General features: G+C 63.0%; 15 protein-coding genes and 1 pseudogene. 5 read left to right on the top strand and 11 right to left on the bottom strand.

Translation table 11 applies throughout. From position 1 onward, the window contains the following. Positions 1–14: 14 nt before the first annotated feature. From ACSSU5_RS20055 to ACSSU5_RS20085, 7 genes are all read right to left on the bottom strand, one after another. Positions 15–1,700 carry an FAD-dependent monooxygenase gene (locus ACSSU5_RS20055; RefSeq protein WP_264309333.1) on the bottom strand — a complete coding sequence of 562 codons (1,686 nt, stop codon included), beginning with the start codon at positions 1,698–1,700 and terminating at the stop codon, positions 15–17. Positions 1,701–1,715: 15 nt separating this feature from the next. Then, on the bottom strand, positions 1,716–2,342 hold the full coding sequence (locus tag ACSSU5_RS20060) for an HAD-IB family hydrolase (RefSeq protein WP_264309332.1): 627 nt from the start codon (positions 2,340–2,342) through the stop codon (positions 1,716–1,718). A gap of 30 nt (positions 2,343–2,372) precedes the next feature. Beyond that, entirely contained in the window at positions 2,373–5,654 is a 3,282-nt protein-coding gene (locus tag ACSSU5_RS20065; protein ID WP_492559613.1) for a beta-ketoacyl synthase N-terminal-like domain-containing protein, read from the bottom strand. 34 nt (positions 5,655–5,688) lie between these two features. Further along, a complete protein-coding gene (locus ACSSU5_RS20070; RefSeq protein WP_492559614.1) occupies positions 5,689–15,681 on the bottom strand; it encodes an SDR family NAD(P)-dependent oxidoreductase in 9,993 nt (3,330 codons plus the stop codon). Between the two features lie 194 nt (positions 15,682–15,875). After that, complete coding sequence (locus ACSSU5_RS20075; protein WP_264309329.1) at positions 15,876–16,298, bottom strand: acyl carrier protein; 423 nt, start codon at positions 16,296–16,298, stop codon at positions 15,876–15,878. A 64-nt stretch (positions 16,299–16,362) separates the two neighbouring features. Next, on the bottom strand, positions 16,363–18,042 hold the full coding sequence (locus ACSSU5_RS20080) for an AMP-binding protein (protein ID WP_492559615.1): 1,680 nt from the start codon (positions 18,040–18,042) through the stop codon (positions 16,363–16,365). A 51-nt stretch (positions 18,043–18,093) separates the two neighbouring features. Further along, positions 18,094–19,422, bottom strand: coding sequence for a DUF1302 family protein (locus ACSSU5_RS20085; RefSeq protein ID WP_492559616.1), 1,329 nt, complete (start codon positions 19,420–19,422; stop codon positions 18,094–18,096). A gap of 514 nt (positions 19,423–19,936) precedes the next feature. On the opposite strand from ACSSU5_RS20085, the gene ACSSU5_RS20090 reads away from it, so the two are divergent. Then, positions 19,937–20,980, top strand: coding sequence for an NAD-dependent epimerase/dehydratase family protein (locus ACSSU5_RS20090; RefSeq protein WP_264309326.1), 1,044 nt, complete (start codon positions 19,937–19,939; stop codon positions 20,978–20,980). Here the strand turns inward: ACSSU5_RS20090 and ACSSU5_RS20095 are convergent. Together ACSSU5_RS20095 and ACSSU5_RS20100 are read right to left on the bottom strand one after the other, a co-directional pair. Then, positions 20,895–21,302, bottom strand: coding sequence for a MerR family transcriptional regulator (locus tag ACSSU5_RS20095; RefSeq protein WP_264309325.1), 408 nt, complete (start codon positions 21,300–21,302; stop codon positions 20,895–20,897). The two genes, ACSSU5_RS20090 and ACSSU5_RS20095, sit on opposite strands and share 86 nt — an antisense overlap. Positions 21,303–21,405: 103 nt before the next feature. Continuing rightward, positions 21,406–21,591, bottom strand: coding sequence for a hypothetical protein (locus ACSSU5_RS20100; RefSeq protein WP_492559617.1), 186 nt, complete (start codon positions 21,589–21,591; stop codon positions 21,406–21,408). A gap of 491 nt (positions 21,592–22,082) precedes the next feature. Here ACSSU5_RS20100 and ACSSU5_RS20105 point away from each other — a divergent pair, with 491 nt between their 5' ends. From ACSSU5_RS20105 to ACSSU5_RS20115, 3 genes and pseudogenes are all read left to right on the top strand, one after another. Further along, the gene (locus tag ACSSU5_RS20105; protein ID WP_492559618.1) at positions 22,083–22,502 is read left to right on the top strand and encodes a DUF892 family protein; all 420 of its coding nucleotides are present in this window, start codon (positions 22,083–22,085) and stop codon (positions 22,500–22,502) included. Between the two features lie 41 nt (positions 22,503–22,543). Continuing rightward, positions 22,544–22,951 (top strand): annotated as a pseudogene (locus ACSSU5_RS20110) (class I SAM-dependent methyltransferase); the annotation flags it as partial. A gap of 453 nt (positions 22,952–23,404) precedes the next feature. Beyond that, the gene (locus ACSSU5_RS20115; RefSeq protein WP_264309322.1) at positions 23,405–23,599 is read left to right on the top strand and encodes a hypothetical protein; all 195 of its coding nucleotides are present in this window, start codon (positions 23,405–23,407) and stop codon (positions 23,597–23,599) included. A gap of 132 nt (positions 23,600–23,731) precedes the next feature. Here the strand turns inward: ACSSU5_RS20115 and ACSSU5_RS20120 are convergent, their stop codons facing one another. Next, the gene (locus tag ACSSU5_RS20120; RefSeq protein WP_492559619.1) at positions 23,732–24,637 is read right to left on the bottom strand and encodes a LysR family transcriptional regulator; all 906 of its coding nucleotides are present in this window, start codon (positions 24,635–24,637) and stop codon (positions 23,732–23,734) included. Between the two features lie 98 nt (positions 24,638–24,735). Between ACSSU5_RS20120 and ACSSU5_RS20125 the strand changes: the two genes are divergently transcribed. Continuing rightward, positions 24,736–25,497, top strand: a complete 762-nt coding sequence (locus ACSSU5_RS20125) for a sulfite exporter TauE/SafE family protein (protein ID WP_492559620.1) — start codon at positions 24,736–24,738, stop codon at positions 25,495–25,497. A 1-nt stretch (position 25,498) separates the two neighbouring features. On the opposite strand, the gene ACSSU5_RS20130 is transcribed toward ACSSU5_RS20125, so the two are convergent. Next, complete coding sequence (locus tag ACSSU5_RS20130) at positions 25,499–26,923, bottom strand: GGDEF domain-containing protein (protein ID WP_264309319.1); 1,425 nt, start codon at positions 26,921–26,923, stop codon at positions 25,499–25,501. Between the last annotated feature and the right edge of the window lie 5 nt (positions 26,924–26,928).

Genomic DNA, 26,928 nt, shown 5'->3' on the forward strand with positions numbered 1-26,928 from the left:
GCGCGCGGGGTGGCTCATTCGCTGGCCTCCAGCGCCGCAAGGGCTTCGCCGGCGTAGGTCGGTGTGCGGCGGGTGGGGTAGAACAGTGCGAAATAACGGTGCAGTTGCTCGACCTCTGCCAGCGGGCAATGCAGCGCCAGGTAGCCATCGGGCCTTACCAGCAGCAGGCGGCCGTGCTCGACGCCCAGGGTTTCGCGCAGGGTGTCGGTAAGGTCATAGCGGGTCGCCAGGCCGCGAGCCGCGGTGGCAGTCGTAAGGTTCGGTGCGCCCATCAGGTAGGTGCGCAAAAAGTCCTTGGGCCAGTTCGATGTCTCCAGCGCCCGCTTGATCGAGTCGAGCTGGTTTTTGCTGTCAGCGGCGGGCCCGGTGAACACGAACAGCGAGTAGTGGGTGCCCTGGAGCAGGTCGAAAATGCGCAGGGCGTTGCCGGCTTTATCGCGCAGCAGCGCATCGGGCATCCGTTGCCCGGCCTTGAGGGGCGAGGTGCCTGGCGTCGAAGCGGGAACGCTCAGGGCACTGGTGTGGTAGTCGATCTGGAAGCCGGTGGCCTGGTTTACGATGCGTGCTTGAAAGCGTGCGGTGCGGGCCAGTTTTGGCACCACGGCATCACGCAGAAAACGCAGCAACGGGCGCTTCACGTTCAGCATGCGCATTTGCTGGCTGGTGTTCTTCAGCACGGTTTGTGCCACCGGCCGTCGCTCTGCCTGGTAGCTGTCGAGCAGCGCCTGTCGGGCGCCATAGTTGAGTGTGTGGGCGAGCTTCCACGACAGGTTGTAGGCATCCTGAAAACCGGTGTTGAGCCCCTGGCCGCCGATCGGGCTGTGCACGTGGCACGCGTCGCCGGCCAAGAACACCCGGCCCACGCTGTAGTCGCTGGCCAGGCGATGCTGGAAGGTAGTCACCGACAGCCATACCGGGTCGCTCAGGCTGATGTCGCCGAAGCCACGCTGCTGCAGGCTGGCATTGACCTTTTCGCAGGTCAGGTCGGCGCTGGTCAACGTGGGGTCTTGGCAGTTGATCACCACGCGGTGCTTGCCACCGGGCAGTGGGAACAGCATCAGGTAGCCGTCACCCGAGGTGAAGACATGCCCGCTGCTGTTATCGCCGCGCCATGCCAGCGTGCCGTCGGCAATGATGTAAGGCTGGGGGTAGATGCCCCCGTCGAAAGTGATCCCGGTCAGTTGGCGCACGTCACTCTGGCCACCGTCACACCCTGCCAGGCGGTCGCATTGCACCTGCTCAAGGTCCGCATCGATGCCTTTGAGGGTGACCGACACGGCCTGCTCGTTCTGCTCAAGGCTGAGCAGTTCAACGCCGCGCTCCACGTGCCCGCCTGCTTGCTGGTAGTGGGCTTCGAGGAGGTCTTCGACGGTGTTCTGGGCAATGCTCGCGGTGAACGGAAAGGGCACCTGGAGCTGGCCCAGGTCATAGCTGATCAAGCGCTTGCGCTTGCTGTAGATGTGCATCTGCTCAACCTGCACGGCACGTTCGAGCAGTGCGCCCAGCAGGCCCAGGTCTTCGAAGATTTCCAGGGTGCGCGAGTGAATCGCGAAGGCCTTGGAAAACGGCTGGCGCTGCAGGCGCTTGTCGATCAGCCGGTGTGGGATGCCGAAGCGTTGCAACTGGATGCCGAGCAGCAGCCCGACCGGGCCGGCGCCGACGATCAACACTGCGGTGGTGGTGTGTTCTGAATGGCTCATGGATGACCTCCCTGGTCACTGGGTGCAGTGTTCGAACGACCGGTAGTAGGGGTACTCGGCGATGTCCAGCAGGTTGCGGTCGCCGTCGCTGTCACCGTAGGCATGGATCACGTAGTCGCTCGGGTTGCCGAGAATCTGCCGAACCCGGACGACCTTCTCTTCGGCCTGGCAGTGCGGGCCATCGAGTTCGCCGGTCAATACCCCGTTGTGCTCCTTGAAACGCGAACCACTGATGCCATCAAACCCTGCGGCCTGGCCCCAGGGCTCTAGGTAGACGTCTGCAGAATTGCTGATCAACAGGCAACGGTGGCCTTGGGCCTGGTGCCACTTGAGGCGTGCCAGGGCTTCGGGCTTGACCCAGGCATCGATGTCCTGGCGCGCGAACACCTGGCCCAGTGCGCGGTATTTCTCGGCGCTGACGCCGGTCATGCAGCGGCGGATCATCACTTCACGCGCGGCCATCAGCGGGATCACCTTGAGGGCCAACAACAGCGCCGTAGGCACCAGGCTGATGGCGACCAGGATGAATCGCGGCGTGCCTACCAGGCGCTGTAGAAAGCGCCAGAAGGTGTGGCGGTCGGTGAGTGTGCGGTCGAAGTCGAAGATGGCGACGACGGGTTTTTCGGGCGTTTGTGCGTGCACGAAGGGGCCTCCTTGGAATGGGGTGAAGGGTTAAAGGGCGCTTTGCGGGGCGCGTACCGATCGATAGCTGTCCGGCTGCAGAATCAACCCGTGGCCTTCGATCGTGCCCAGCACATTGCCGTGCTGGACGATGTGGCACCGGCTGTGGCTGCGATGCAGGTGGCCGTCCTTGAACATCAGGTCGGTGTATTCGGCGAGCAGGTAGACCGGGTTGTCCTGCTCGGCGAAGGCGTCGAAACGGATACGCATGTCGTCCAGAACAAACGGGAATTCGTGGGGCACGCCCTGGAACAGGTGGGTGCAGGCGATGCCGAACTGGCGGGCTGCCTCGATCAGGTACAGGCCGGGGATATGGTCCTGGGCATGTTCGTAGAAGAACGGGTGAGCGGCGTCATGGAAAAGTTCGGCGGCATACCAACCGGTATCGTCGACGGCGGCGATATCACCCAGCAGCACGTTGCGTTCACAGGCTTTGTGAACGTGGCGTTTGTCCATGCGTTCGACCTGCCCCGAGTGCTGTGGGCCTTTCCATCGGGCCAGCCAGTCCAGCGCCCGGCTTTGGTCATTATGTGCGTGCTCGGTGGGGTGAGCCTGAGCATTGCCTGCTGCCGTTTCGACGAAGCTCAGCAGTTCCCCGAGTGGCCCGCTGTGCAGCAGGTCGAGGGGAATCTTGACGGCGTTGGGGTACGCTTTTTCGACACGTGTGCGCAGTTCGGCCAGCATCAGTGAATCGAAGCCGATGTCGTCGATCAGCAAGCTGTCTTCGGGCAGCGGTTGGTCCTCCATCTTCGCCAGCAAGCGGATCAGGCCAGTCACGTAATCGCGGGCATTGAGGCTGGCCAGGGCCAAGGGCTCAGGCGTGGCTTGCGGCCGGGCGGTTGTCCGTGGCGCGTCCTCGGCCGCCGCGGCCAGCGGTTCGAGCCAGTACCGCCGCCCCTGGAAGGCATAGGTGGGCAAGGCCTGCTTGCGCCGTTGCGGGTGCTGGTCCCACGCCGCAGGGTTGATCGCAGCGCCCGCTTGGTACAGGGCGGCCAGTGTAGCGGCGAGGCTGGCCCAGGCAGCCTCATGCCCACTGGGCGCAATCGGTATCAAGCATGGGGCGGCGTGATGTACTGGGCCGGCGCACAGGGTGCATGCCTGGCCCATCAGCAATACGCTGCCGACGGTGTCGCTGGCCAACGCTTGTGCAAGCGCTTGCGGGCCCAGTGCCTGAGTCACCTGCGGGTCACTTTTTGCGCCGTTGCCATAAAGGTGGGTCAGCCCCGGTGTATCGTCGGGCAGGCTGTCGATCGCGGTGATTGCCTGGTGCAGTGTCTGGTTGCCGGTGATGGCGGCCGCCACCGGCGCCATCGCGCCTTGCGCGAGGATCCAGCGCGGTTCGATCCCCAGCGAACGCCAAAGGGTTGCAACGCCGTAGAACAAGGCGGCATCGAACAGGCGCAGGTCGCGGTGGTCGTGGGCCTGCGCCAGTGCGTCCTCGGGCAGGTCGCGGGCCAGTTGGTGCTGCGCAGTGTGCAGAAACTTATGGAGCGCTGGGCGGAACGCTGGATGCTGCTCGAACAACCGCTGGTAGTGCTGCCTGCTCTGCGCGTCGAACTCGCCAATGGCCCAGCCGGTCAGGGCAGCAGCGCCGTGCTGGCCGGCAGCAAGCGGCTCGCCGGCCAGCGCTCGCTGCAACGCCTCGACCAGTTCGCTGCGGTTGTTGCCACTGACGGCGATACGCTTTTCGAATACCCGGCGCCCGCTGTTTTGTGAGTAGCAGATATCGGCTGCAGCTTGCTCGTCACTGGCCGCTAACAGGCCGAGCAACTGGCCGGCGTAGGCCTTGAGCGCGGCCTCTTCGCGGGCACTGATGCACAGCAGATGAGGCAGATTTGCCTGGGCGGCATCGCCCTGCGCTGGCGGGGTGTAGGACGCCAGGATGATGTGCGCGTTGGTGCCACTGAAGCCGAACGAACTCACCCCCGCCAGGCGCGGGGCAGCCGCTGCCTCAGCGGGCTGAGTGGAGCACGGCCAGGCCTGGCGCTCGACGCAGATCTGGATGTTCTCGGCGTGCAGGTCGACAAAGGGGTTGGCATCGTGAAAGTGCAGTTGAGGCGGGATCAGCCCCTGCTGCAAGGCTTTGGCCACCTTGATGATGCCGGCGACACCCGCGGCGGATTCGCTGTGGCCGATGTTGGTTTTAAGTGAGCCCACCAGCAACGGCGCGGCGCGCTCCGCGGCTTGCCCGTATACATTGCCCAGCGCTTGCAGTTCGATCGGGTCGCCGAGCTTGGTGCCGGTGCCGTGAGCTTCGACATAGGCGACATCCTTGGCGGCGACCCGGGCATTGGCCAGCGCACTGCGAATGACCCGGACCTGCGCAGGCCCGTTCGGGGCCATGATGCCCTGGCTCAAGCCGTCCTGATTCACCGCAGAGCCGCGGATCACGGCATACACGCGATCGCCCTCGGCAATCGCCCGGGACAGGCGCTTGAGCACCAGCACACCACAGCCTTCGGCGCGTACATAGCCGTTGGCCGACGCGTCGAAGGCCTTACACTGGCCTTGCGGCGAGTGCATCATCGCCTGGGACTGGGCGATTGATGTGGCCGGCGCGAGCAGCACATTGCAGCCACCGGCCAGGGCGAAGTCACACTCGTTCTGACGCAGGCTCTGGCAGGCCAGGTGCACGCTGACCAGTGAGGACGAGCAGGCGGTGTTGAGGGTGATGCACGGCCCTTTGAAGTCAAAGGTGTACGACACCCGGCCCGAATGCACGCTTTCATGGTTGCCGGCATTCATGTGCGCGGCGATTTCATCCAGTCCCAGGTGGCGCACCAGCAGGTCGGAGTGGTCCTTGTTCATGATCCCGGTGAACACCCCGGCATTCGCACCGCGCACGGTGTCGGGCGCCATGCCGGCATCTTCGAGCGCCTGCCAGGTCACTTCGAGCAGGATGCGCTGCTGCGGGTCCATGCACTCGGCTTCGCGCGGGGTGATCCCGAACAGCTCGGCATCGAAGCGCAGCACGTCGTCGAGCAACCCGGCACTGGGGGAGTAGGTCTTGCCCGGCAACGGCATCTGCGCATCGAAATGCCGTTGCTGGTCCCAGCGCTGGTAGGTCAGCGGCGATACGCTGTCGACCCCTTCGCAGAGGTTGGCCCAGAACTGTTCGACACCGCTGTCGGCGCCGGGGTAGCGGCAACCGATCCCGACAATGGCGATGGCTTCGTGCTGTTGGTCCTTGAGCGTCTCCAGCTCATGGTTGAGCCGTTTTATTTTTCGCAGCGCGTTTTCCATGAGCGCCCGGCTATCGTTGTGTTGCGTCATGCGTGGGGTTCCTTTCACGTGGGGTGGGGGCGGCTCACAGGGCTTCATCGGCCAGCATGGCCAGGAGTTCGGCATCGCTCAGGTCGCTGAAATTGTCTTCGCTGACGGGGGCGGTCGCGGCTCGCGCTGGGGCCTGCGCATCACGCGGTGCGTCAAGCGGCGGGTACAGTTGGTCGGCGATGAACGCGCTCATCGCGCGCACGGTGGGGTAGTCGAACAGCAAGGTGGCGGGGAGTTTTCGGCCAAGGATCTGCGCCAACTTGTTGCGCAGCTCCAGTGCCATCAGCGAATCCAGGCCCTCCGATTGCAGCGGCTCGTTGACGTCCAGCAACTGGCGGTCGTTCATGGCCATGATGTCCCTGGCCATCTTCAACACGAACTGCTCGATACAGGCCCGACGTTGCGGCGCGGCCAACTGATCGCACTCGCTGCGCAAGGCGGCCAGGTCGGCCAGGTAGCGGGTACTGTCGGCGGGCCTTCTGACCAACCCGGACAGCAGCGAATGTTGTGCGCGTTGGCTGACTGCCGCGTGAATCTGCGTCCAGTCGATGTCGATCACCGTGGGGTTGGCGTGCGCCGTGCCGGCCAAGGCCAGCATCGCCTCCAGCGCCTCCTGGGGGGCCAGCAAGCCCACGCCGGGGGCGCGCTGGAAGTTGGCCGCGCGGCCGGTCGCATGGGCCATGCCGTCACCCTTCCATGGCCCCCAGTTGATGCTCAGCCCGCACAGGCCGTTGGCCCGGCGCTGGGTGGCCAGTTGGTCGAGGAAGGCATTGGCCGCAGCGTAATTGCCCTGGCCTGGGGAGCCGAACACGGTGGCCGCCGAGGAGAACAGCACGAACCAGCTCAAAGGGCGTGCCTGGGTGGCCTGGTGCAGCCACCAGGCGCCTTGGGTTTTCGCGGCGAGCGGTGCCTGGAAGTCATCCCAGGTTTGCGCGCCGAGCAAGCCGTCACGCAGGCTGCCGGCGCAGTGGAATACCCCGTCTAGCGGCGGCAGGGTACGGTCGATCTCGTCGAACAGCGCCATCACGCGGGGCTGCTGGGCGACGTCGCAAGACCTGAGCAGCACCGAGGCGCCCAGTGCTTGCCAGCGTGCGAGCTGCGGCGCAATTTTCGCCACCTCGGTGGTGCGGGCCACCAGTACCAGATGGCGGCCACCACGCTGGATGATGAGGTCCGCCAGGCTCAGGCCGATGGCGCCGAGGCCACCGGTGATCAAGTAGCTGCGGTCGGCGTGGAACACGGCCTGCGCCGGGGCGACAGGCGCATAGGGCAGTGCGCTCAGGCGGGCAACCTGGCGAGCATCACCGGTGTAACGGATTTCACTTTCGTTGTCGTCCAGCCCAAGCTCGCTGTACAGGCAATCGACACGCTCTTGCAGCGCCTGAGCCGCTACGCTGACGTGCTTGATGCGGGCCTGCGGATGCTCTTCGCCCATCACCTTGGCCAGCCCGCGCAGCATGCCCGCGATTGGCGCTGCGGGGGCAGTGTGGGTGTCGTGGGCAACGGCAAACGTCCAGTCCGGCTCGCTCCCGGCCTTCAGGCACATCTGCTGGACCGCAAGTACCGGCAGCAGCAGGGCGCGTTGCTGCGCCGACAGGTCCTGTGCATCTGCCGGCAGATGATCAAGGCCTTGCAAGTGGATGACCTGCTGGATCGCGTGCCCCTGGGTCAATGGCTCCAGCAGCGCCGCCAGGCCTTCTGGCAGCCGATCCAGGTCATAGCGCACCAGGCCGGGTTGCTCGCTGTCCGCATCGCTAGCGAGCAGCAGGCAACGCACCCCGGCATGCTCCAGCCGTTGGCGCAAGGCGTGGGCATGGCCGCTGCGGTCAGCCAGGATCAGCCATAGCGGTTTGCTGCCCATGACCGCCAATGGCTGGTGAGCCAAGGGCGTGGCGCCTGCCACCCAGTCGATGTGATAGGCAAGCGATGGCTTGTGCTTGAGCGAATCGATCAGCACCGATTTCGGCGCGCGTTTGCTGCGCAGCGCCTCGACGGTCACCACCGGCTCGCCGGCCTCGTCATAAACCGTCAGCCGGTGGCTGTACGCCTCCAGTTCTGCTTCGCCGGCATGCTGGGGTGCTGCAGACAGGCATTGCACGTGGCACCACAACGGCCCTTTGACCTGCTTGAGAACGCGCATGGCATCGATGGCGAACGGAATGTACAGGGTGTCACGCCCGCCAAGGCTCAGGTGCGTGTCATACGAGGCGGCGGCACTGGTCTGGAAGAAGGCATCCATCAGCCCAGGCGCCACGATGTAGGCGGTCTCGGCGTTTTGTGGCGCACGTAGACGTGCCAGCGCTTGCCCAGGGCGGCGCCAAATGCGCTCGACCCAGCGGAACCCCCCTTCCAGGGCATAGCCGGCAGCGGCCATTTCGCTGTAGAAGCGCTCGCCATCCAGTTGCTGCTCAAGGCCCTGGCAGAGTTGCTGCGGGTCAAAGCTGTGCTCAACCCCAGCCGCGCTTGCGGGTAACCGGGGGCTGAGGGTGCTGGTGAAGTGCTGCTGCCACGGGCCCTCGTCGCCCTCGGTGCGGCTGTAGCCTGCGATCGACAGGCGCTGGTCGGCCTGGCGGCTGACCAGGTACTGGAACTGTTTGGCTTCATCGTCGGCGAACACCATGGCGGCCGGGAAGGTGATGTCGCTCAACTCGTAGCCCAGGGCCTGGTCAAGGTTTTCGGCAATCAGCGCGCTCAGCGCCAGGTGTGTGGCACCGGCGATGACGATCGTCCCGTAAAGGCGATGGTCGGCGATCGGGAACGGCGCCTGTGCGTCGAAGCGGGTCTGGTAGATCACCTCGCCTGTGGCACTGACGGTTTTTTGCCCCAGTACCGGTAGCTCGGCCGGCCGGCTGTTGCCCTGCGAACGCTGCGCAGGGAACAGCGCCGGGCCTTGTTGTTGCGGCCAGAAGTGGCTGCGCTGGAAGGCATAGGCAGGCAGGGCGGTGCGCAGGTAGGGGCGAGTCGAAGGGAATACGGCCGACCAGTCGGGTGTGACCTGCTGGGCATAGAGTGCGCCCAGGGTGCTCAGCATGTGCCGGCGAGCCTCGGCTTTGGCCTTCAGTGAAGACAGCCAGACTATCTGTGAACCGTCCAGGCAACGCCTGGCCATGCCGATGAGCTGGGTACCAGGGCCGACCTCCAGGCCGACCTGGGGCGCCAGGGTGGCCAGCGTCGCCAAGGCTTCGTTGAACAACACCGGGGCCCGTACATGCTCGACCCAGTAATCGGCACAGGCGTTTTCACCGTTCAGCACCGTGCCGGTCACCGTCGATACGAAGGTGATAGTGGCCGGCTTGAAGCGGATACCTTCGGCCACGCGGCGGAAGGCGTCGAGCATCGGCGCCATCAAGGGCGAATGGAAACCATGGGAAACGCGCAGTGACTGGGTGTCGATGGCCTCGCTGGCGCACAGCGCGATCAACCGCTGCAGCGTCTGCGAGCAACCGGCAACCACAGTGTTCGCCGGGCCGTTGTGGGCCGCGACCGACAGCTGCTGTGCCACGTCACCGAGCCTGGCCAGCAAGGCCTGGGTTTCGCCGCGGCTGGCATGCACCACCAGCATCGAGCCGGTTTCGCACTGTTCGACCATCAGGCGTGCACGGGCACAGATCAGTCGCACTGCATCTTCCAGGCTCATCACGCCGGCCAGGCACGCAGCGGCGTACTCGCCGACGCTGTGGCCCAGCACGTAGTCCGGTACCACGCCCCAACCCATCCATTGCTTGCCCAAGGCATATTGCAGGGCGAACAGCGCCGGCTGGGTGTAGTAGGTGTTGTCCAGACGTGCGGCATCCTCGGCCCACAGCACCTCCAGGATCGAGCCTGGCAACTGTGCCTGCATCAGCGCCGCGCACTGGTCCAGCGCTTGCTTGAACAACGACCCCTGCACATAAAGGGCACGGCCCATGCCCAGGTACTGGCTGCCCTGGCCGGTAAACAGGAAGACCACCCGGGTGGCGCTGCGGCGGGGTGCTTCGAGCATGGGGTGCTGCAACTGCTGGCACAGTTCGTCGGCTGTGCTGGCGACGAACGCCTCGCGTACCTCGAAATGCACGCGCCGGGTACTGGCACTGTGGCAAAGGCTGGGCAGGTCACTGACGCCCCCTTGCAGGCGTGCGACATAACGGCGCTTGAGCGCCTCCAGTGCTGCTGTGCTGCGTGCCGACAGCGCCAGCAGGCAAGGCTCGTCGAGAGGCTCGGCAGGCACCTGTTGTTGCACCTCTGGGGCGCCAGCGAGGATCAGGTGAGCATTGGTGCCACTGAAACCGAACGAGCTGACAGCACCCGTCGCCGGCCCGGTGGTGGCGGGCCACGGGCGTGGCTGGTCGGCGACGATCACGCTGGGCGTTTGCCCCAGCAGGTTTGCGCTGAAGTGCGGGTTGAGCGTGTTCAGGTGCAGGTTGCGGGCGATGGTGCGGTGTTGCAGCATCAAGGACAGCTTGATCAGGCTGGCAACCCCGGCCGCCGCCTCGGTATGGCCCAGGTTGGTCTTGACTGAGCCCACATAGAGCGGGCTAGTGCCTGCGCGCTGGCCGTACACCGCCTCGATGGCGTGCATTTCGATGGGGTCGCCCAGCGGGGTACCGGTACCGTGCGCCTCCAGGTATTGAATGTGCGCCGGCTCCATGCCGGCTTGCCCCAGCGCAGCGCGCATGACCCGCTCCTGCGCCGGCCCACTGGGCGCGGTCAGGCCTTGGCTGCGGCCATCCTGATTGATGCTGCAGCCCTTGATCACGCTCAGCACCTGGTCACCGTCGCGCAGTGCGTCTTCAAGCGGCTTGAGCAGGACCAGCCCGCACCCTTCGGAACGCACGTAGCCGTTGGCACGCTGGTCGAAGGTTTTGCAGCGCCCGTCGGGCGACAGCATGTGCGCTTTGGACAAGGCGATGTTGGTGTGTGGCGACAGGGTCAGGTTTACCCCGCCGGCCAGCGCCACCGAGCATTCGCCGTGACGCAAGCTCTGGCAGGCGAGGGCGACGCTGACCAGGCTCGAAGAGCAGGCTGTGTCGATGGCGATGGCAGGGCCTTCCCAGCCCAGGAAATACGCCAGACGCCCGGCATTGACGCTGATCGAGTTGCCGGTGGCGAAATAGGCGCTGGTTTGCGGCGCCCCCGGTGCATTGAGAATGTGGCTGTACTCATTGGGGCCGCAGCCTACGAATATGCCGCCGTTGGCCACCGCTGCCGGGGTGATGCCGGCGTTTTCCAGTGTTTCCCAGCCCACCTCCAGCAACAGGCGTTGTTGCGGGTCCATGCTGATGGCTTCTTGCGCACTGATGTTGAAGAAACGGTTGTCGAAATGGCCGACGTCATCGAGCAAACCACCCCAACGGCTGTACATCTTCCCTGGCGCATCGGGGTCGGCGTCGTAGTATTCGTCGTGATTCCAGCGTGCATTGCCGACTTCACCGACCCCGTCGACGCCATCGACCAGCATCTGCCAGAAGGACTCGGCATCGCTCACCCCGCCAGGGTAGCGACAGCCGATACCAATGATCGCGATGTCCTGTACGGCGGTGGCGCGTTGGCTGGCGTCTGGCGCTGGCAGTGCGGCAGTGTCCGGGCCGCTGCCGGCTGTGTGCAGCGACAGCAGGTAGTCGCCCAGGCGGGCCAGGCTTGGGTAGTCGAACAGCAGGCTGACCGGCAGCGCTTCGCCGGTCAGTGCCGACAGGCGATTGCGCAATTGCACGGCCATCAACGAGTCCAGGCCCATCTCGATCAACGGCGCGTCGCTGCTGAAGCCGGCCATGGCTTCATTGCCCGACACATCGGCGATGCTTTCACGCAAGAGGCTTTCGATCGCTTTGGCCGGGGCTTGCGGGTGCATGCGCTGCAGGTAGGCGCGCAGGGGCGAGTCGGTGTTGGCGGCCGCAGACGGCCGCGGGCGTTGTGCCTGAGCATAAAGACGCAGCAGCGCGGGGCCCGTTTGATCCAGTGACAGCTGTTCCAGCGCCTGGGGCTGAAGATTGAGCAGCACCGGGTTGTACGGGGCACTCGGCAACAGGCGCAAGAACAGATCGAACCCTTCATCTGGCTCGATCAACGCCAGGCCCTGAGCACGCAGGGTGGCTGCGGCGGTGCCTGCACTGGCCATGCCGGCACCCGCCCAAGGCCCCCAGGCCAAACTGGTGGCCACCAGGCCTTGGGCGACACGGTAGGCGGCCAGTTCGTCGAGGAAGCTGTTGGCAGCGCAATAAGCGCCCTGGGCGTAGTTGCCAAACACGGCCGAGGCGGACGAAAACAGGGCGAAGAAGTCCAGTTGCAGCGGGCAGGTCAGTTCATGTAGATGCCAGCCACCGGTGATTTTCGGCGCCAGCACAGACGCTGTGGCCGCAGCGGTCATTTGGTCGAGCCGGCCGTCGCTCAGGGCGCCGGCCGCATGCACGACACCGGCCAGGGGCAGTAATGACTGGCCACATTCGGCGATCAGTGCGCCCAAGGCCAGACGATCGCAGACATCCAGCGTAAACAGCCGGACATCGCAACCGAGTGCGCCCAAGCCTTCGAGCAACGCTTGCTGGGTGGCGCTCGGCTCGCTACGGCGCGACACCAGCAGCAACTGCCCGGCGCCACGGCGGGCCAGGCCCTGGGCGATGGCAAGGCCCAGCGCGCCGAGGCCACCGGTGATCAGGTAACTGCGCCCCGCCTTGAGGCTGAGCGCCTCGGCCGGGCTGGCCGGCGCGAGCGTTTCCAGGCGGCATTCGTAGACCTTGTTCTGCTCGATGCGCACTTCGAAAGGCACGCCGGTATCGGCCGCACGGGCGACCCAGGCCAGCAACCGTTTGGCATCGTCAGCCAGCGAACGTGCGGGGCGCAGGTCGATCTGGTTGAAGCGCAACTGCGGGTATTCCTGCGCCAGGGTCTTGGTTACGCCGACACCGCCGCTGTGGACCAGGCGATCGAGCGGGTCGGTGTTGTAGTGCGCGACCACGAAACGCGCCCCAGCCGCGAGGCAACTGGCCGAGCAGATGCGCGTGCTCAGCGCGATGAACCAGTTGATGGATTCAGGTGCGTGCTGACCGATGTCGGTGCCGCTGGCGCAGGCCACGTACAGCACACCGTCAAACCGTTCGAGGCCTTGGTCAAGGGCGCTGTCCACATCGCTGACGAGGACTTTGCGCACTGCGCCATCCTCGACGGCTGCCAGAAAATCGGCCGACTCACTGACCATCAACCAGCGCCCGTCCAGCGCCAGTGGCTCGCCCAGGCTGGCGCTGACCTGCCATTGCCGCTGAGCCCGCAGGTGCACGACCTCGGGCGAATTCGACGGGCGCGCGTCACGCAGCCGGACGGGGCTCATCTTGCCGCCGTTGACCCAATAGGGCTTTTCGTCGAGCACTTCGACTGGCAAGGCGAGCTTGCGCGCAGGGCTGCCGGGGATGCGGGCGAGCACGCCCTGCACATACAGCCGGGCCAGGTTGTCGCGCAGCAGGTGTTGCTCATCTTGGCCCTTGCGCAGCGAGTACAGCGTTGCACGCAGGTCATCGGTCGGCAGGCTGCGGCTGGCCAGATCGACCAGGGTAGGGCTCGGGCCGACTTCCAGCAGGCCGTGCGGTTGTTCTTGCGCCAGTGTCACCAGGGCCTGGTGAAACTCAACGGGTGCTGCCACCTGGTGAGCCCAGTAGGCGGGGTCGCACAGCTCGGCGTCGACACGTCGACCGAGCACGGTCGAGTAGAACGCCACGGTAGGGGCGCTGTAGTGAACTTGTGCGGCGTATGCCTTGAAGGCGTCGAGCATCGGCGACATCAGCGCCGAATGGAATGCCCGCGACACGTTGAGTGCGTTGCTGCGGATACCGCGTTGATCCAGCTCGGCCTTGATCTGCTCGACCACCGGGCTGCTGCCGGAGATCACCAGGTCATTGGGCCCGTTATCGGCGGCGATGGAGACCTGCCCGGCAAACGGGGCGATCAGTTGCTCGATGGCCAACCGCTCGGCTTTGACGGCGAGCATGCTGCCTGCAACCGTCATGCTGTGCATCAAGTGGCCGCGCTGGATGATCAGGCGCAGGCCATCTTCCATCGAAAAGACCCCGGCAGCGCAGGCTGCAGCGTACTCGCCCAGGCTGTGCCCGATAACGGCCGCAGGCGCGATGCCAAGGCTGGCCCAGAGGCGGGTCAGGGCATACTGGAGACAGAAAATCGCAGGCTGGGTGTACTGGGTCTCGCTCAACGCCTGCGTGCGCTCGCCCCACAGCACGTCTTTGATGCTATGGCCGAGCGCCTCGGTGTAGAGCGCATCGCACTGCTCCAGTGCTTCGCGGAATGCCGCCTGGGTGGCGTAGAGCTGCTGGCCCATGCCGGCGTACTGTGAACCCTGGCCGGTGAACAGCATGCACATCTCGGCGCGCGCGCCCGGTATTGCACCCTGATGAACCTGGGCGGGGCGTTCGCCGGCGGCAAACCGCTGCAACAGCGCCTGAGCGTCTTCTGCACGGTCGGCGACCACGCTCAGGCGGTGCTTGGCGTTGTGTCGGTAGGCATTGCTGCTGCTGCAGATGTCGGCGTAGGGCAGGGTGCTGTCGCGCAGGAAGTCGCTCCAGCGCACGCTGGTCTGTGCCAGGGTTTCGGCGCTCGTGGCGCAGAAGGTCAGCACGCCTGGGAAGTGCTCGGCTGGCGGCTGTTGCGCCTCTTCTGCCGAGGACAGGACCATGTGCACATTGGTGCCGCTCAGGCCAAATGCGCTGACGCCGGCATGGCGCAGTGCCTCCTGCTGTGGCCAGGGGCGGCACTGGGTGGGCACTTCGAGCTTGTCAGTCGCCCAGTTGATATGCGGATTGGGCTTGGCAAAATGCAGGTGCGGCACAATCAGTTGATGCTTGAGCGAAAGGCACAACTTGATGAGCGCGGCAATGCCCGCGGCCGATTCGAGGTGGCCGATGTTGGTCTTCACCGAGCCGATGAGCAATGGGTTTTCGGCGGGGGCCTGGCGCAAGGCGCGCAGCAGGGCGTTGACTTCGATGGGGTCGCCCAGCGGGGTACCGGTGCCGTGGGTTTCCACATAGTCGATGTCGCCGGGGCTGAGCCGGGCCTGCTTGAGTGCCTGCTCGATCACCTCCTGTTGCATGCGCCCGTTGGGGGCTGTCAGGCCATTGCTGGCGCCGTCGTGGTTGACCGCCGAGCCACGGATTACCGCGTAGATGTGGTCATTGTCCAGGCGCGCCTGGCTCAAGGTCTTGAGCACGACCACACCACAGCCTTCGCCGCGCACGTAGCCGTCGGCCTCGGCATCGAAGGTGCGGCAGAGCCCATGGCGGGACAAGGCCTGCATTCTGGACAGGCCGATGCTGTTCTCCGGCGACAGGATCAGGTTGACGCCGCCCGCCAGGGCCATTGTCGATTCGCCTGCTCGTAAGCTCTTGCAGGCCAGGTGCACGCTGAGCAACGAGGAGGAACAGGACGTATCCAGCGCCAATGCCGGCCCATGGAAGCCGAACAGATAGGCAATGCGCCCGGCCGCCACGCTGTGCGCATTGCCAAGGCAGGCGTAGGCGTCAATGGCCTCTGGTACCAGGGGGTCGACGGCCAAGCGTGAGTAGTCGCTGGTGCTCATGCCTAGAAATACGCCGGTCTTGCTGCCCTTCAGCGCGGGCAGGTCGAGGTTGGCGTTACGCAGGGCTTCCCAGCAGACCATCAGCAACAGGCGTTGCTGTGGATCCATCGCGTTCGCTTCATGGGCTGGCAGCTTGAATCGCTGGGCGTCGAAATGATCGACCCGGTCGAGCAACCCGGCATGCTGGCTGTAGAGTTTGCCGGCGGCTTCGGCATCGGGGTGGTAGTAATCGGCCGATGACCAGCGCGCGTCGCCCATGTCACGCACTGCACAGACGCCTTCCTTGAGCAGCTGCCAGAACGCCTCGGGCGTATTGGCCCCGCCGGGGAACCGGCAACCCATGCCGACGATGGCGATGGGCTCGTCGATCCCGGCCTGCAGGTGCTCGACTTTTTGCCTCAGGCTGAGGATTTCAGAGACAGAGTTTGCCAGAAGCGCCTTGATGCCCGAAGGCTGAGTGTCTGTCGATTTCAATGTGTTTGCTCTCAAGAATTTAACCATCACTCGCACGGCTGCGAGCTGGACGTTGTGCGTGTTGCTCTGGGCGACGAGCACGGGCCGGCCTGCGGCAGGCGTTCAGCCGCAGTCAGGAACCCGCCCGATGAAAAGGGATGGCGTTCGAGCGCTATCGCCGAAAACACCCGGGAACCCCGGGTGCAGATCCGCAGTCAGCGGGCCTGGGGTGCCTGGCCGGCAGGGCTTAGCAGGCTTTCAAGCAGGTCGGCCATCGCCTGTTCGTCCAGGTGCTGGAACGCGGTATTGGCAGCGGCGGCGGGTAGCCCTGTGGGCGCGGGCTGCTCTGGCTCAAGGGGCGCGGAGGCACCGGCGATGTAGCCGGCGAGGGTGGCCGGGGTCGGGTAATGCCAGGCGATGGTGGAGTCCAGGGGCACCTTAGAGGCGTGGGCGAGCTCGCTGGCGAGCTCAACGGCATCGATAGAGCTTAGGCCCATCTCGGAGAACGGTGTATCGGCGCAGATCGACAGGTATTCGTCGTAATCTCGCTCTGCCAACCAGTGGAAAATCCACTCGCTGACGGTGGTCTGGGTAAGCGGCGAAAGGGCAGGCAGGGGGGCCATTGCGAACGTGTTCATCGGGTCACTGATCCATGTGTGAGCGCAGGAAATGAAAGCGGGGTATTGGGCTGGCGTTGAACGATTACGGCACAGGTATCTGGGCCGCGAAGGGAACCAGTTGCCGGTCGAGCAGACGTTGGCGAATGACCCGGCGACGTTTTTTTCCGCTTGAGGTCTTTTCGACACTGCCGCGCGGGCAGAAATGAACCCGGTTCAACAGGGCGTCGTGGGTGTCCAGCACGGCCAGCGTGAGGGCTTTTTGCATTTCTGCGCGTGCCTCGCTGCTGGCGTTCGCATCGCCTTCGAGTACCAGGTGCAGCTCCATCAAACCGCTCTGGGTGTTCTCCATCGCCAACAGCGCGCTACCCGAGGCTCTGACGAACTCGAAATCCTCCACCGTTTCTTCGATATCGTCGGGGACGATGTTGCGCCCACCGATGACGATCAAGTCGTCCTGGCGGCTGTAGAAGTACAGTTCCTGCTCATGGAAGAAGCCCAGGTCACCCGTGCGTAGACGGCCGTTTGCAAGCTTGGCCTGCGTGGCTTCGGGCATGTTCAGATAGCCTGGGGTCAGGCAGTCGCTTTCGATGTGGATTTCACCCAGCTTGAGTGCCGGCAGCGGTTGGTCGTCAGCGTCACGCACGGTGATCCGGTGATGAAGGTTGGCGTAACCTGCTGAAACCAGCTCGACACTGCCTTCGGCGCCGGCGGTCGTTACGTGCACATCGCCATCGGCGCCGATGGTCACGGCCAGGGTATTGAGTTCGCCGCGCTTGCTGCAGCTTGCCCCCAGGCTGTTTTCCGCCATGCCATATGCCGAGTGGATGTGTTCTGCCAGCAACTTCAGTGGCGCGAAGCGCTCCTTGACCTTGTTCAGCACCTGCGCGCTGATTTTTTCTGCCGAGATGTAGAGGTGAAGGCGCGACAGATCGACCTGCTCATCGCCATACAGCCGCTTGACCGTGCGCAGGGCCGCGACCAGCGCCGAGTTGGTGATGAAGCTCAGGTCCACCTGGTGCTCGGACAACTGCCGGAACCAGCGCGCGGGGTTGCGCATGAAGTAATCCGGGGTGGCCAGCAGGTGGTTGCAGGCGCTGTAGATGGGCAGCAGCACGCCGGTGAACAGCCCCATGTCATGATGGATCGGCGTCCAGGAGGCGCAGTTGCGCAGCGCAACGCCATCCCGGCTGGCCGTGTGGGCGCGTTCGATATGCCTGAGCTGGTTGATGACCATCTCGTGGGTGACGATGACCCCCTTGGGGAAGCCGGTACTGCCCGACGAGAACTGGATGATCGCCATATCGGCGGGCTGGGCCTGGGCAGGCAACGGCTGACCAGGTGCGCCTTGAGGGTTGAACCCCGGCTCCGAGTGGATGGCCAGGCCTGTGTGCGAGCGCCACGCCGCGATGTCTTCTGCAGCGATGCTGGCATCGCACACCACCAGGCTGAACCCGCAGGAACGGTCACAACCGGCAAGAAACTCGGCGTAGTTCAGGTATTTGCCCGATTTGGTTCGCAAGGGTACGGCCACCAGATTCAGGCGCCAGCACGCCAACAGGTAAGTGACCAATTCGATGCTGTTATTTAGTACCAGGCCCACGCGGCTTTGCGGCGCAAGTTGCAATGCCGACAGCTTCGCGGCACAGACCGCTACCTGGCTGTCCAGTTCGGCAATCGGGTAAGTACGATTGCTGTCGCAGAATGTCCAGAGGGCTTTATTCTGGGTAACAGCATCTTTGAATTTATCATTGATGGTAGGCATGGTTTACGCTCGCAGAAAGGGGTGACGAAACACACAAAGCGGTGGGCCGGGTCAGAAGAAATAGTCGAGTTTAACTTGCACGCGATCATTGTTGTGAAACTGTCCGAACAGGCCATTCGGGTCGCCATGAAAGATATCCAGGCTCACGGTGGCTTTTAGGCTTTTTGACAGCTTTGATGCATATTCCAGGCGCACAAGCCCATCGCCATCATTCAGGTTGGTCAACCATTGTGCTTCGAAGGTGTCCCGTTGGTGCATCAGGTCTTTGCGATAAAGAAAGGTCATGATGTTGTCGACTTTATCGCGTGGCAAATAGGCGTTGGTGTCGCCCAGTATGCTTTGATAGAACTGCGCACTGAGAACACTTTCTGTGATGCCGTAGTAATCCAGGCCGATGACGTAGCTGGTTTCGTTGGTTTGAAAGCGGCCATTGGCACTGTTGGGGTCATAATCGATGACCGAACGCTGGGTGGCGTGTGCCAGCTCTGAACGCAGGACAAAGTCATTGATCGAGGTACTGGCACTTGCACCGACCGTGTGGGTCCGCTCATAGCGTTCGCGTACTTCGATCACCGGCCCCATATTTTCAAAGGTCAGGCGTGATTCGAAGAACGGCGCGTCGTTGTAGTGATACATGTAGTTGAGCGAGAAGTCCCATGACTCGACGCTGGTTGTCAGGGCCAGGCCGATGTCCGAATCCTTGACGGGCCGATCAGGGCGTTCGGCCCTGCGCCGGTTTACCGGGATCCCCAGGCCAGCAGGCGCCTGGGGGATCAGGCGGCGAGAGCGAATGGCGAATTCGCCTTCGTTGTAGTTGGGAAAGTCAGTGTAGGTCTGGTCGGGAATCCACAATACCTGCATGTCGAACGGGCCTACGGGCACCACCACATTGGCCATCCACAGCGGGATCCGCGCCTCTTCTGGATCTTCCAGGATGAACTCCCGGTAGTTCATGGGGTTGACGATATCCAGTACCGTGACACCGTCCGCCTGGCCCCACACCACCTGCTGTTTGCCCAGCGTCAGGGTCCCGGCTTCACCCAGCGAGTCCCTGAAGTAGGCTTCGCGGAGTTCGAACTGAAAGGGGTAATTGTCGTAGATTTTACGGCCATCGCTGAGGGGCGAAAGTGCCGTTTGGTCGGGCGCTCCCGGCTCAAGTTGGCCGCTCATGTTCCAGCGCAAGCGGGTGGAAAGAAAAAACCGGGCATCGGTATCGGTTTGATAAGACAGGGCGTTGTAAAAGCGAAGTTCTGACTTTGAAAGTTTCTTCACTGCCAGGTTTTCGGCGGCCTGGTAAGAGAGTTTGGAATCGACGTCGAGCGTTCCAGCGAGCACAGTAACAGGCAGCGCTGAAAGTGCGAAGGTGAATGCTTTTAACATGGAGCACGCCTTGGAGCGAAGAGTGACTTTTTTATTTTGCTCACGCCGATGCCGCGCAGCAAAGTCGCTGCGCAAGTTGCAGGTGTGGCTAAGGGTGTGGGGCGAAGCAGGAACGTCCGTGTGAGGAGCTAGAGCGTGGCGTGATTATAGAGTTTGATAGCCATTGATGCGTCCATGCAGGGTCAGTCAGCGGGGTTAAGTTGGGCTGTGTCGAAATGCTATCAGTGGTTTCCGATTAACTCAATCGGTGACTTTCGAAATAAGTCTGTGAAGAATTGTCATCATCTGTCCTATAGGGCAGATGCTCAAAGCCCTGTTTTATATGGGCTTTGCTCTTAAGTGGAACGCTCGTCTCAAGTTGCCCCTTATAAATAAGCTGCTGTGTAGATGTATCAAAATGTTTCTTGATGAGAAGTTGCAACTAACGCCCCGTTTTTCGCTTGACTATGCCCTTAGGGACAGACTTTAAGCTGTGGCGATCAAGTGCGGCCGAGTTCCGTCACAAGGAGGTGCTGTGAGCAAGTTATGTCTGGTGACAGGCGCCAATGGGCATCTGGGTAATACCCTGGTCCGGGCGTTGCTCGATCAGGGCTACCGTGTGCGGGCCGGGGTGCGCGATACGTCCAGGACTGAACCTTTTGACGGGCTGGATTGCGAACTGGTTTATGCCGAGTTGCAAGATGAGCCGTCTTTGCTCAAGGCCATGACCGGCGTTGAAATCCTGTTTCAGGTCGCCGCCGTGTTCAGGCATTGGGCCCGACAGCCAGAAACCGAGATTGTCGAGCCCAATGTGCGGGGCACCCGCACGGTGCTGCAGGCCGCGTCTCGTTCGGGTGTGCAACGGGTGGTGTATGTGAGCTCGGTGGCGGCGATCGGGCACGATGGTGAGCCGCTGGATGAGCACAGCTGGAACGACGAGGCCGAGAATGCCTACTACAAGTCGAAGATACTTGCCGAGCGAATGGCCTGGCAGACCGCCCGGGAGCTGGACCTGTGGATGGTCGCGGTGCTGCCTTCGGCCATGATCGGGCCCAATGCGACCCAACTCACCGACACCATGAATTTTCTCGAAACCGTGCGTCAACGGCAGATGCCACTGGACCCGGGGTTCCATTTCAACTTCGTGGACGTGCGAGACGTAGCGCAGGGCTTGATTCTGGCTGCACAGAAGGGGCGCGCCGGGCAGCGCTACATCCTCGCGAACGCGCACTCCTCGTCATTGGCTGATCTGTTGGAGGCCGCCAATGCAGAGGGGGCGGGTTATCGTTTGCCACCGCCAGCGCCGCGCTGGTTACTGATGTGTGTCGCCTGGGCACAGGAGCGCATAGCGAGCCTGACCGGCAGACCGGCTCAGCTGATGCTGAGCCAGGTGCGGCTGTTCCATGACGTCAGGCAGGAATACAGCATCGCGAAGGCTCGCCGGGAACTGGGCTACAGCCCGCGGTCTCCTGGCGACAGCTTGAGGTCGGCATTCAACTATCTTGGCAGGCGAGCGACCCAGCCGTACGAGGACATGCCTGGGTTTGCTGGCCAAACAGGGCGTTCATCTCGCCTTTGAGTTCGATCAGGTGACGGTCCAGCGCGTGCAACGTCGCGATCTGCTCACTGACCTGTTGGCGTTTGGCGTCGACAGCGTCATTGGCCAATGCCAGCGGGAAGGTTTTGAGTGCGTTCTTTGCCGCAATCAAAGGGCTCATCTCGGCCAGCTTGAAGCCGGCGGTTTGCGCCTTGCGGATGAGACGGACCATTTCCAGGTGGTGGGCATCGTACAGGCGGTACCGGCCTTGACGTTCGGGCTCATTGATCAGGCCCAGCTGTTCGTAGAGTCGGATGGCTTTCGGGGTGCAGCCAGTCAGTTCGGCAATTCTTCCAATGAACATCACAGAATCCTTTTGTTGGAGAACGCAGATTCTACGGGCGTTTGCACAGGTTCGAGCCTTGTACGCAAGAAAAAGTTGGCACCGATGGTGCGGCAGTGGGCGCTTATTGCAAAGTCGGCGGTTTGACCACGCCTGACACGGTGGCCAACACCGTCTCGATCCGTGCGATCTGCTGTGCAAGTTCATCGGCTTGCGTGTGGTTGCCTTCCCTTCTTAAGCGATCACGCGCCTGGCGCAGTGTCAGCAGGTTTTTCTGCAGTTTCAGGGCTGAAGCGTCTAACGGGTCCATGCTTTTCTCATGCGGTGGGCGTCCATGCCGTTGTAGGAAAACCTGACCGTAGCAGCTCGAATTTGCCGATGAAACTGATGTTACATACAGGGAAACGTCACCGCCTGGATTCTCCCTACAGATAGCGGGAAAAGATCCTACAAATCTTGCATCCGTCCGTTTCAAATCGTGTATTTCAGATGGCGCTCAAGGCCGCGGGTTTGTGGGTTTTGGAAAGATTTTGATAGCGCCATGCTCCTGCAGCGGAGTGATGCAGGTTCACCGTGTGTTGTGAAACCTTATGTAGCAATTAAGGCACTTGAGCCTGTTGCGGCGCAGCGTGTCAGGCAGCTTTTGCTATAACTGCAAAAAAAATGCATCAAATTAGTGTTTGCAGCACTTGTATTCAATTTAATGCAGCCAAAGCCCATTTAATTTCAATTATTTTCAGCGCCCGAGCGCTCTAAGCTCCTCCTGTCGCCGCGTCCCAGAGCGGCTTCAGGAGCTTTCTCATGTCACATGCTTGTGAAGTACCGATTTCTCCCCAACCGCCCGCCGATGACCTGATTGACTGGTTGCGCATGCTCATGCGGGCTGAGCGGGCCGGTGCCCGGCTGATGCTCGACAGTGCGCGCGAAACCGACGACCCGGCGCTGTTGCTGCGTTTGGAACAACTGCACCACGGCGAAGCAGAAAGCTGCCGACGGCTGCGCCATTGCCTGGAACGCCTGGACGCAAAGCCGGGCGCAGGCATGGGGGAGTTTCATGCCAAGGCCATGGCCATCAGCAACCTGCAAGAACGGTTGCTGTTCATTGCCCGCGGCCAGCGTTGGGTCGCCCGGCAACTGCAGGCCCGTTTGCCGCAGATCGAACAGCCCTGGCTGCGCAAGGAACTGGAAGTGGTGCTGTACCTGCACCAGGGTGACCGCTGACAGCGCGTCCGATCTCCAAAACCGACAAGGACACACCATGCTTCATGGAGGTAGCAGCCCGCTGTCTCGACGATGAAGGCCTGCTGCTGTTGCACACCATCGGCAAGAATCGCCGCCGTGACGTACCGGACCGCTGGATCGACAAGTACATCTTCCCCAATGGCGACCTGCCGTCGATTGGCCAGATCGGTGATGCCGCCGACGGTTTGCTGGTGGTCGAGGACTTGCACAACTTCGGCGCCGACTACGACCGTACGTTGATGGCCTGGTACTCAAATTTCGAGGCGCACTGGCAGTATTTTGCCAATGAACTGGGCGAGCGCTTTCGACGGATGTGGCGCTACTACCTGCTGTCGTGTGCAGGCGCGTTTCGCGCACGGGACATTCAGTTATGGCAGTGGGTGATGTCGAGAGGCGGGGTGGTTGGTGGTTATCAGCGGGTCAGTTGAGGTTGGCTTGGCGAGTACGGGCTTGGTGCAGACTGCGACTTTTGATCAGCGTGAGTGGGGGGCTGGCTGCATCTGATCTGCTTTTTTTCTGCAAACCTGAATCTGTAACCGTATCAGGCCAGGCACGACAATATGCCCATTCCCGTATCACACTGTAGAGGTTCCGATGGGCAAGCTGACGCTGTTCCTGGGTGGTTTTCTGCTACTGGCCTTTCTGATAGGTATTTTGGGCACTATCCCGCCAAGCTGACATTCTCCACACTTTCCCCTCTGCGGCCCGTCTGATTCGCCAGATGGGCCCACCCCTGCCTGCTCGGCAACTTCTATTAATTGCCATCGCTACATCAGCGGTAGGTGAAATTAATTCTCAAGTGCAAATGGCTCGTGTAGTCTGCCCCGCCCCCATACGGCCCACGTTGCGGGCCGGTCTTTTGCCCTGGAGTCGATACACACATGGAATGTAAGGAAGGCACTTCAGCCATGCTGGAGTGGCGTAGCCGTTTTCTCGCGCAAGGTGCCCTCGATGAGGAGGGTTACGATGAGGCGCTACGCAGTGCCGGTGCGCTGGAACAGTCGGGAGTGATCAGCACCCTTGAGTGGATCGAATTGGTCAAGCTGGCCAATACTGCGTTGCTGCAGGTGCGATAAGTCTTTCTTTGCGTTGGGAAATCTGTCCACAAAAAACGTGGGTAGGTCTGTGGATAAAATGCTGTAAGCCAAGCCTGCAGCGGGCTCTGTTAGATTGAGCAGAATTTGAACAGTCCTTTTGCAGCGTTTGCGTCAGGCCGACAGCCCGGCGCGGCGCAAGGCCTGCAACAGCTCGCGCACCCGTGCGGGCAACTCGCCAGCAGGGTACAGCGCGTGCATTTGTGGGTCCTGGCCTGTGCTGGAGGTCAAGCGGTATTGAGGGCACACCCGCACCAGGCGCCCGGCCTTGACCTGGGCTTCGCCTACCCAGGCTGCGAGGCGGGCGATGCCGGCTCCGGCCAGCGTGCTGTGGTAGACCGCGTCGCCTGAGCCCAGGCGAAGCCGTGGCGTCGGGCGCAGGCTGGTGATCTGGCCATCACGGCAGAAGTGCCAGGCTTTGAGAATGCGTGGGGCGGTATGCACAATCAGTGCGTGGTTCTGCAGCGCCTCCGGGTGTTGCGGGTTGCCGGCCACGGCTACGTAGCTTGGGCTTGCATAGAGATGGCGTGGGTAGCCCCACAGCGGATAACCAATCAGTTCGCTGGATTGCGGAAAGGCCCCGCGCACCACGAAGTCGAACTTGTCCAGCAGCGGGTCCAGGGCGGCATCGCTGTACTGCACGTCCAGGGTCACCTGTGGATGGCGCTGGGAAAACTCGGCGAGCACCCGGGGCAGCACATGCTCACCGAGCAATTGCGGCACGGCAAAACGGATCCAGCCTTGTGCGCTACCGCTGAGCGCGGCCAACTCATCGACCGCATCACGTTGCACATCCAGCAAGCGTTCGGCATGGGGCAGCAAGCGCTCGCCGGCTTCGGTCAAGGTCACGGTATTGGCGTTGCGGTTGAGCAGTTTACTGCCTGCGTTGTCTTCCAGGGTTTGTATCGCGCGTGTCACCGCGCTGGGTGAGCGCCCCAGGGCGCGTGCTGCGGCGACGAAGCTGCGCTTGTGCGCGACACTGACGAACGCCTGAATCTCCCTGAGCATGTCCAATGCCATTGCGTGGCCCTCATTGCAGTTTTCGCAATGTGGCATTTCAACACAAGCGCGGCACTTTGATTAGCCTTGCAGCCTGACTCACTGCCTGGAGCCGCGTCATGATGGATATCGCCGTACTTTCTGTATTCGCTTTCGCCGCCGGATTGATCGACGCTGCCGTGGGCGGTGGCGGGCTTATTCAGATCCCGGCGCTGTTCAACGTGCTGCCCACCGCGCAACCGGCGGCCTTGCTCGGTACCAACAAACTGGCCTCGGTATGCGGTACGGCCTTTGCGGCGCGCTCGTTCATCCGCAAGGTCACGCTGGACTGGGGGCTGATCGTGCCTGCAGCACTCAGTGCTTTCGTCATGTCGTTTGCCGGCGCCGCCACGGTATCGCTGGTGCCGCCCAGTGTGATGCGCCCGGCCGTGCTGGTGATGATCGTACTGATGGCGATCTACACATTCTGCAAGAAGGATTTCGGCACGCTGCACAAACCCACCCGGATCGGCCGTAAAGAGCAGTGCCTGGCGGTAGTGATCGGCGGGGCGATCGGCTTTTACGATGGCTTGTTCGGGCCGGGTACCGGCAGCTTCCTGATCTTCCTGTTCATTCGCTTTTTCGCCCTGGACTTCCTGCATGCCTCGGCTTCGGCCAAGGTGGTGAACATCGCGACCAACCTGGCGGCGCTGGTGTTCTTCGTGCCGTCGGGCAATGTGCTGTACGCCATCGCCTTGCCGATGGCGGCCTGCAACATCCTCGGTGCACTGACGGGTACCTGGCTGGCGGTGCGCAAGGGTGCAGGTTTCGTGCGTGGGCTGTTCTTGATCCTGCTGTGCGTACTGATTGCCAAGTTGTCCTGGGACTTGCTGGCCGGCTGAATCAGACCACCTGGCGCTGTGCTTCGGCCTGCTCGACACGGTTGCGGCCATGGGCCTTGGCCCGGTACAGCGCCTGGTCGGCGCGGGCCAGCAACTCGTCAAGGCTCGGTGCCGGCGTATCGGCGGCGCAACCGTCCAGGCCGATGCTCACGGTAATTTGCAGGCGATGGTCGGCCTGCACCACGTGCAGGTCCTGCACCGCTCGGCGCAGGCGCTCGGCGGTGAATTTGGCCCGCTCCGGCGCAAGGCCAGGCAGGACCACGACGAACTCCTCGCCCCCCATGCGTGCGAACAGTTGGCCTTCGTGCAACTGGTCCTGCAGGGTGCGGGCGAACTGGCGCAGGACTTTGTCACCGACCGCGTGGCCGTGCACATCGTTGATCGCTTTGAAATGATCGATATCCAGCATCATCAAGGTCAGCGGTAGCGCCTGGCCATGTTGCTGGCGGCTGTCGAGCAGCGCGTTGGCACGGCGGGTGAATGCGCTGCGGGTCAGCACACCGGTCAGGTGATCGATGGTGGCCTGATGCGCCAGACGCGCCATCAGGCTGCGGTTGGCCTGGCTGACACACGCCACCACCAGCGGCCCGAGCACCAGCATGGCGATGCCCAGGCGGGCCGACATCAGTGTGGTGACTCCCGGTTCGCTTTGCGGCACGCTGAAGTGCATGAGGTTTTGCGCGACCGCGACAATCAGCGTGCTGCCGGCGGTCAACGTCAGCAGCGAAACCAGAAACGGCGGGTAGGTCCAGGCACACCACAGCAGGGCGGCAATCGGGAAGGCAATGGCGCCTGGCCCCCCGAACGCGATGCTGAAGGCCAGCGAGGCAAGCAGTACCAGCAAGGGCGGCAAACGCACCGCCTGGGCGCCACCGCGCAGCAGTGCCCGCGCCGAGGGCGCCGTCAGCAGCACTGGCAGCACCAGTACGCTGGTTGAGAATTGCTCACTGAACCAGGCCAGCCAGGTGGCCTGCAGCGATTGCTCGAACCACGGGGCGGCCATGATCGACGCCAGGCTCGCCGCGACCATCGCGCCGGCGGCGCAAGCGCCAAACACACTGAGTACGCCATGCGGGCTGCGCATGCGTCGGTGCAGGCGCGGCACCCGCGACAGCAACTGCCAGACAGTGAACACCATGCCCAGGTTGCACAGGTTGAACCAAAGGGCCGGCTTCCAGTCGCTGCCACACAGCAGGTCGGCCGCCACCATGGCCAGCCAGACCAGGGTAAAGCCGAGGGCATTGGCCTGGCGGGGGTAGCGCAACAGCACGCCGACCAGGGCCGCGTTGACTGGCCAGAACAGCGACAGGGACTCGATCGGACGTGCCAGGATGCCACCGAGGGTCAGGGCAAAAGTCAGGCAAAGCAGAGCGAGGTAGGGCAACAAGCGCGATTGGGCTGGAAAAACCATGAACTCGACCGGCAAGCGGA

The organism is Pseudomonas sp. E1MeOHC2 (assembly GCF_058745025.1).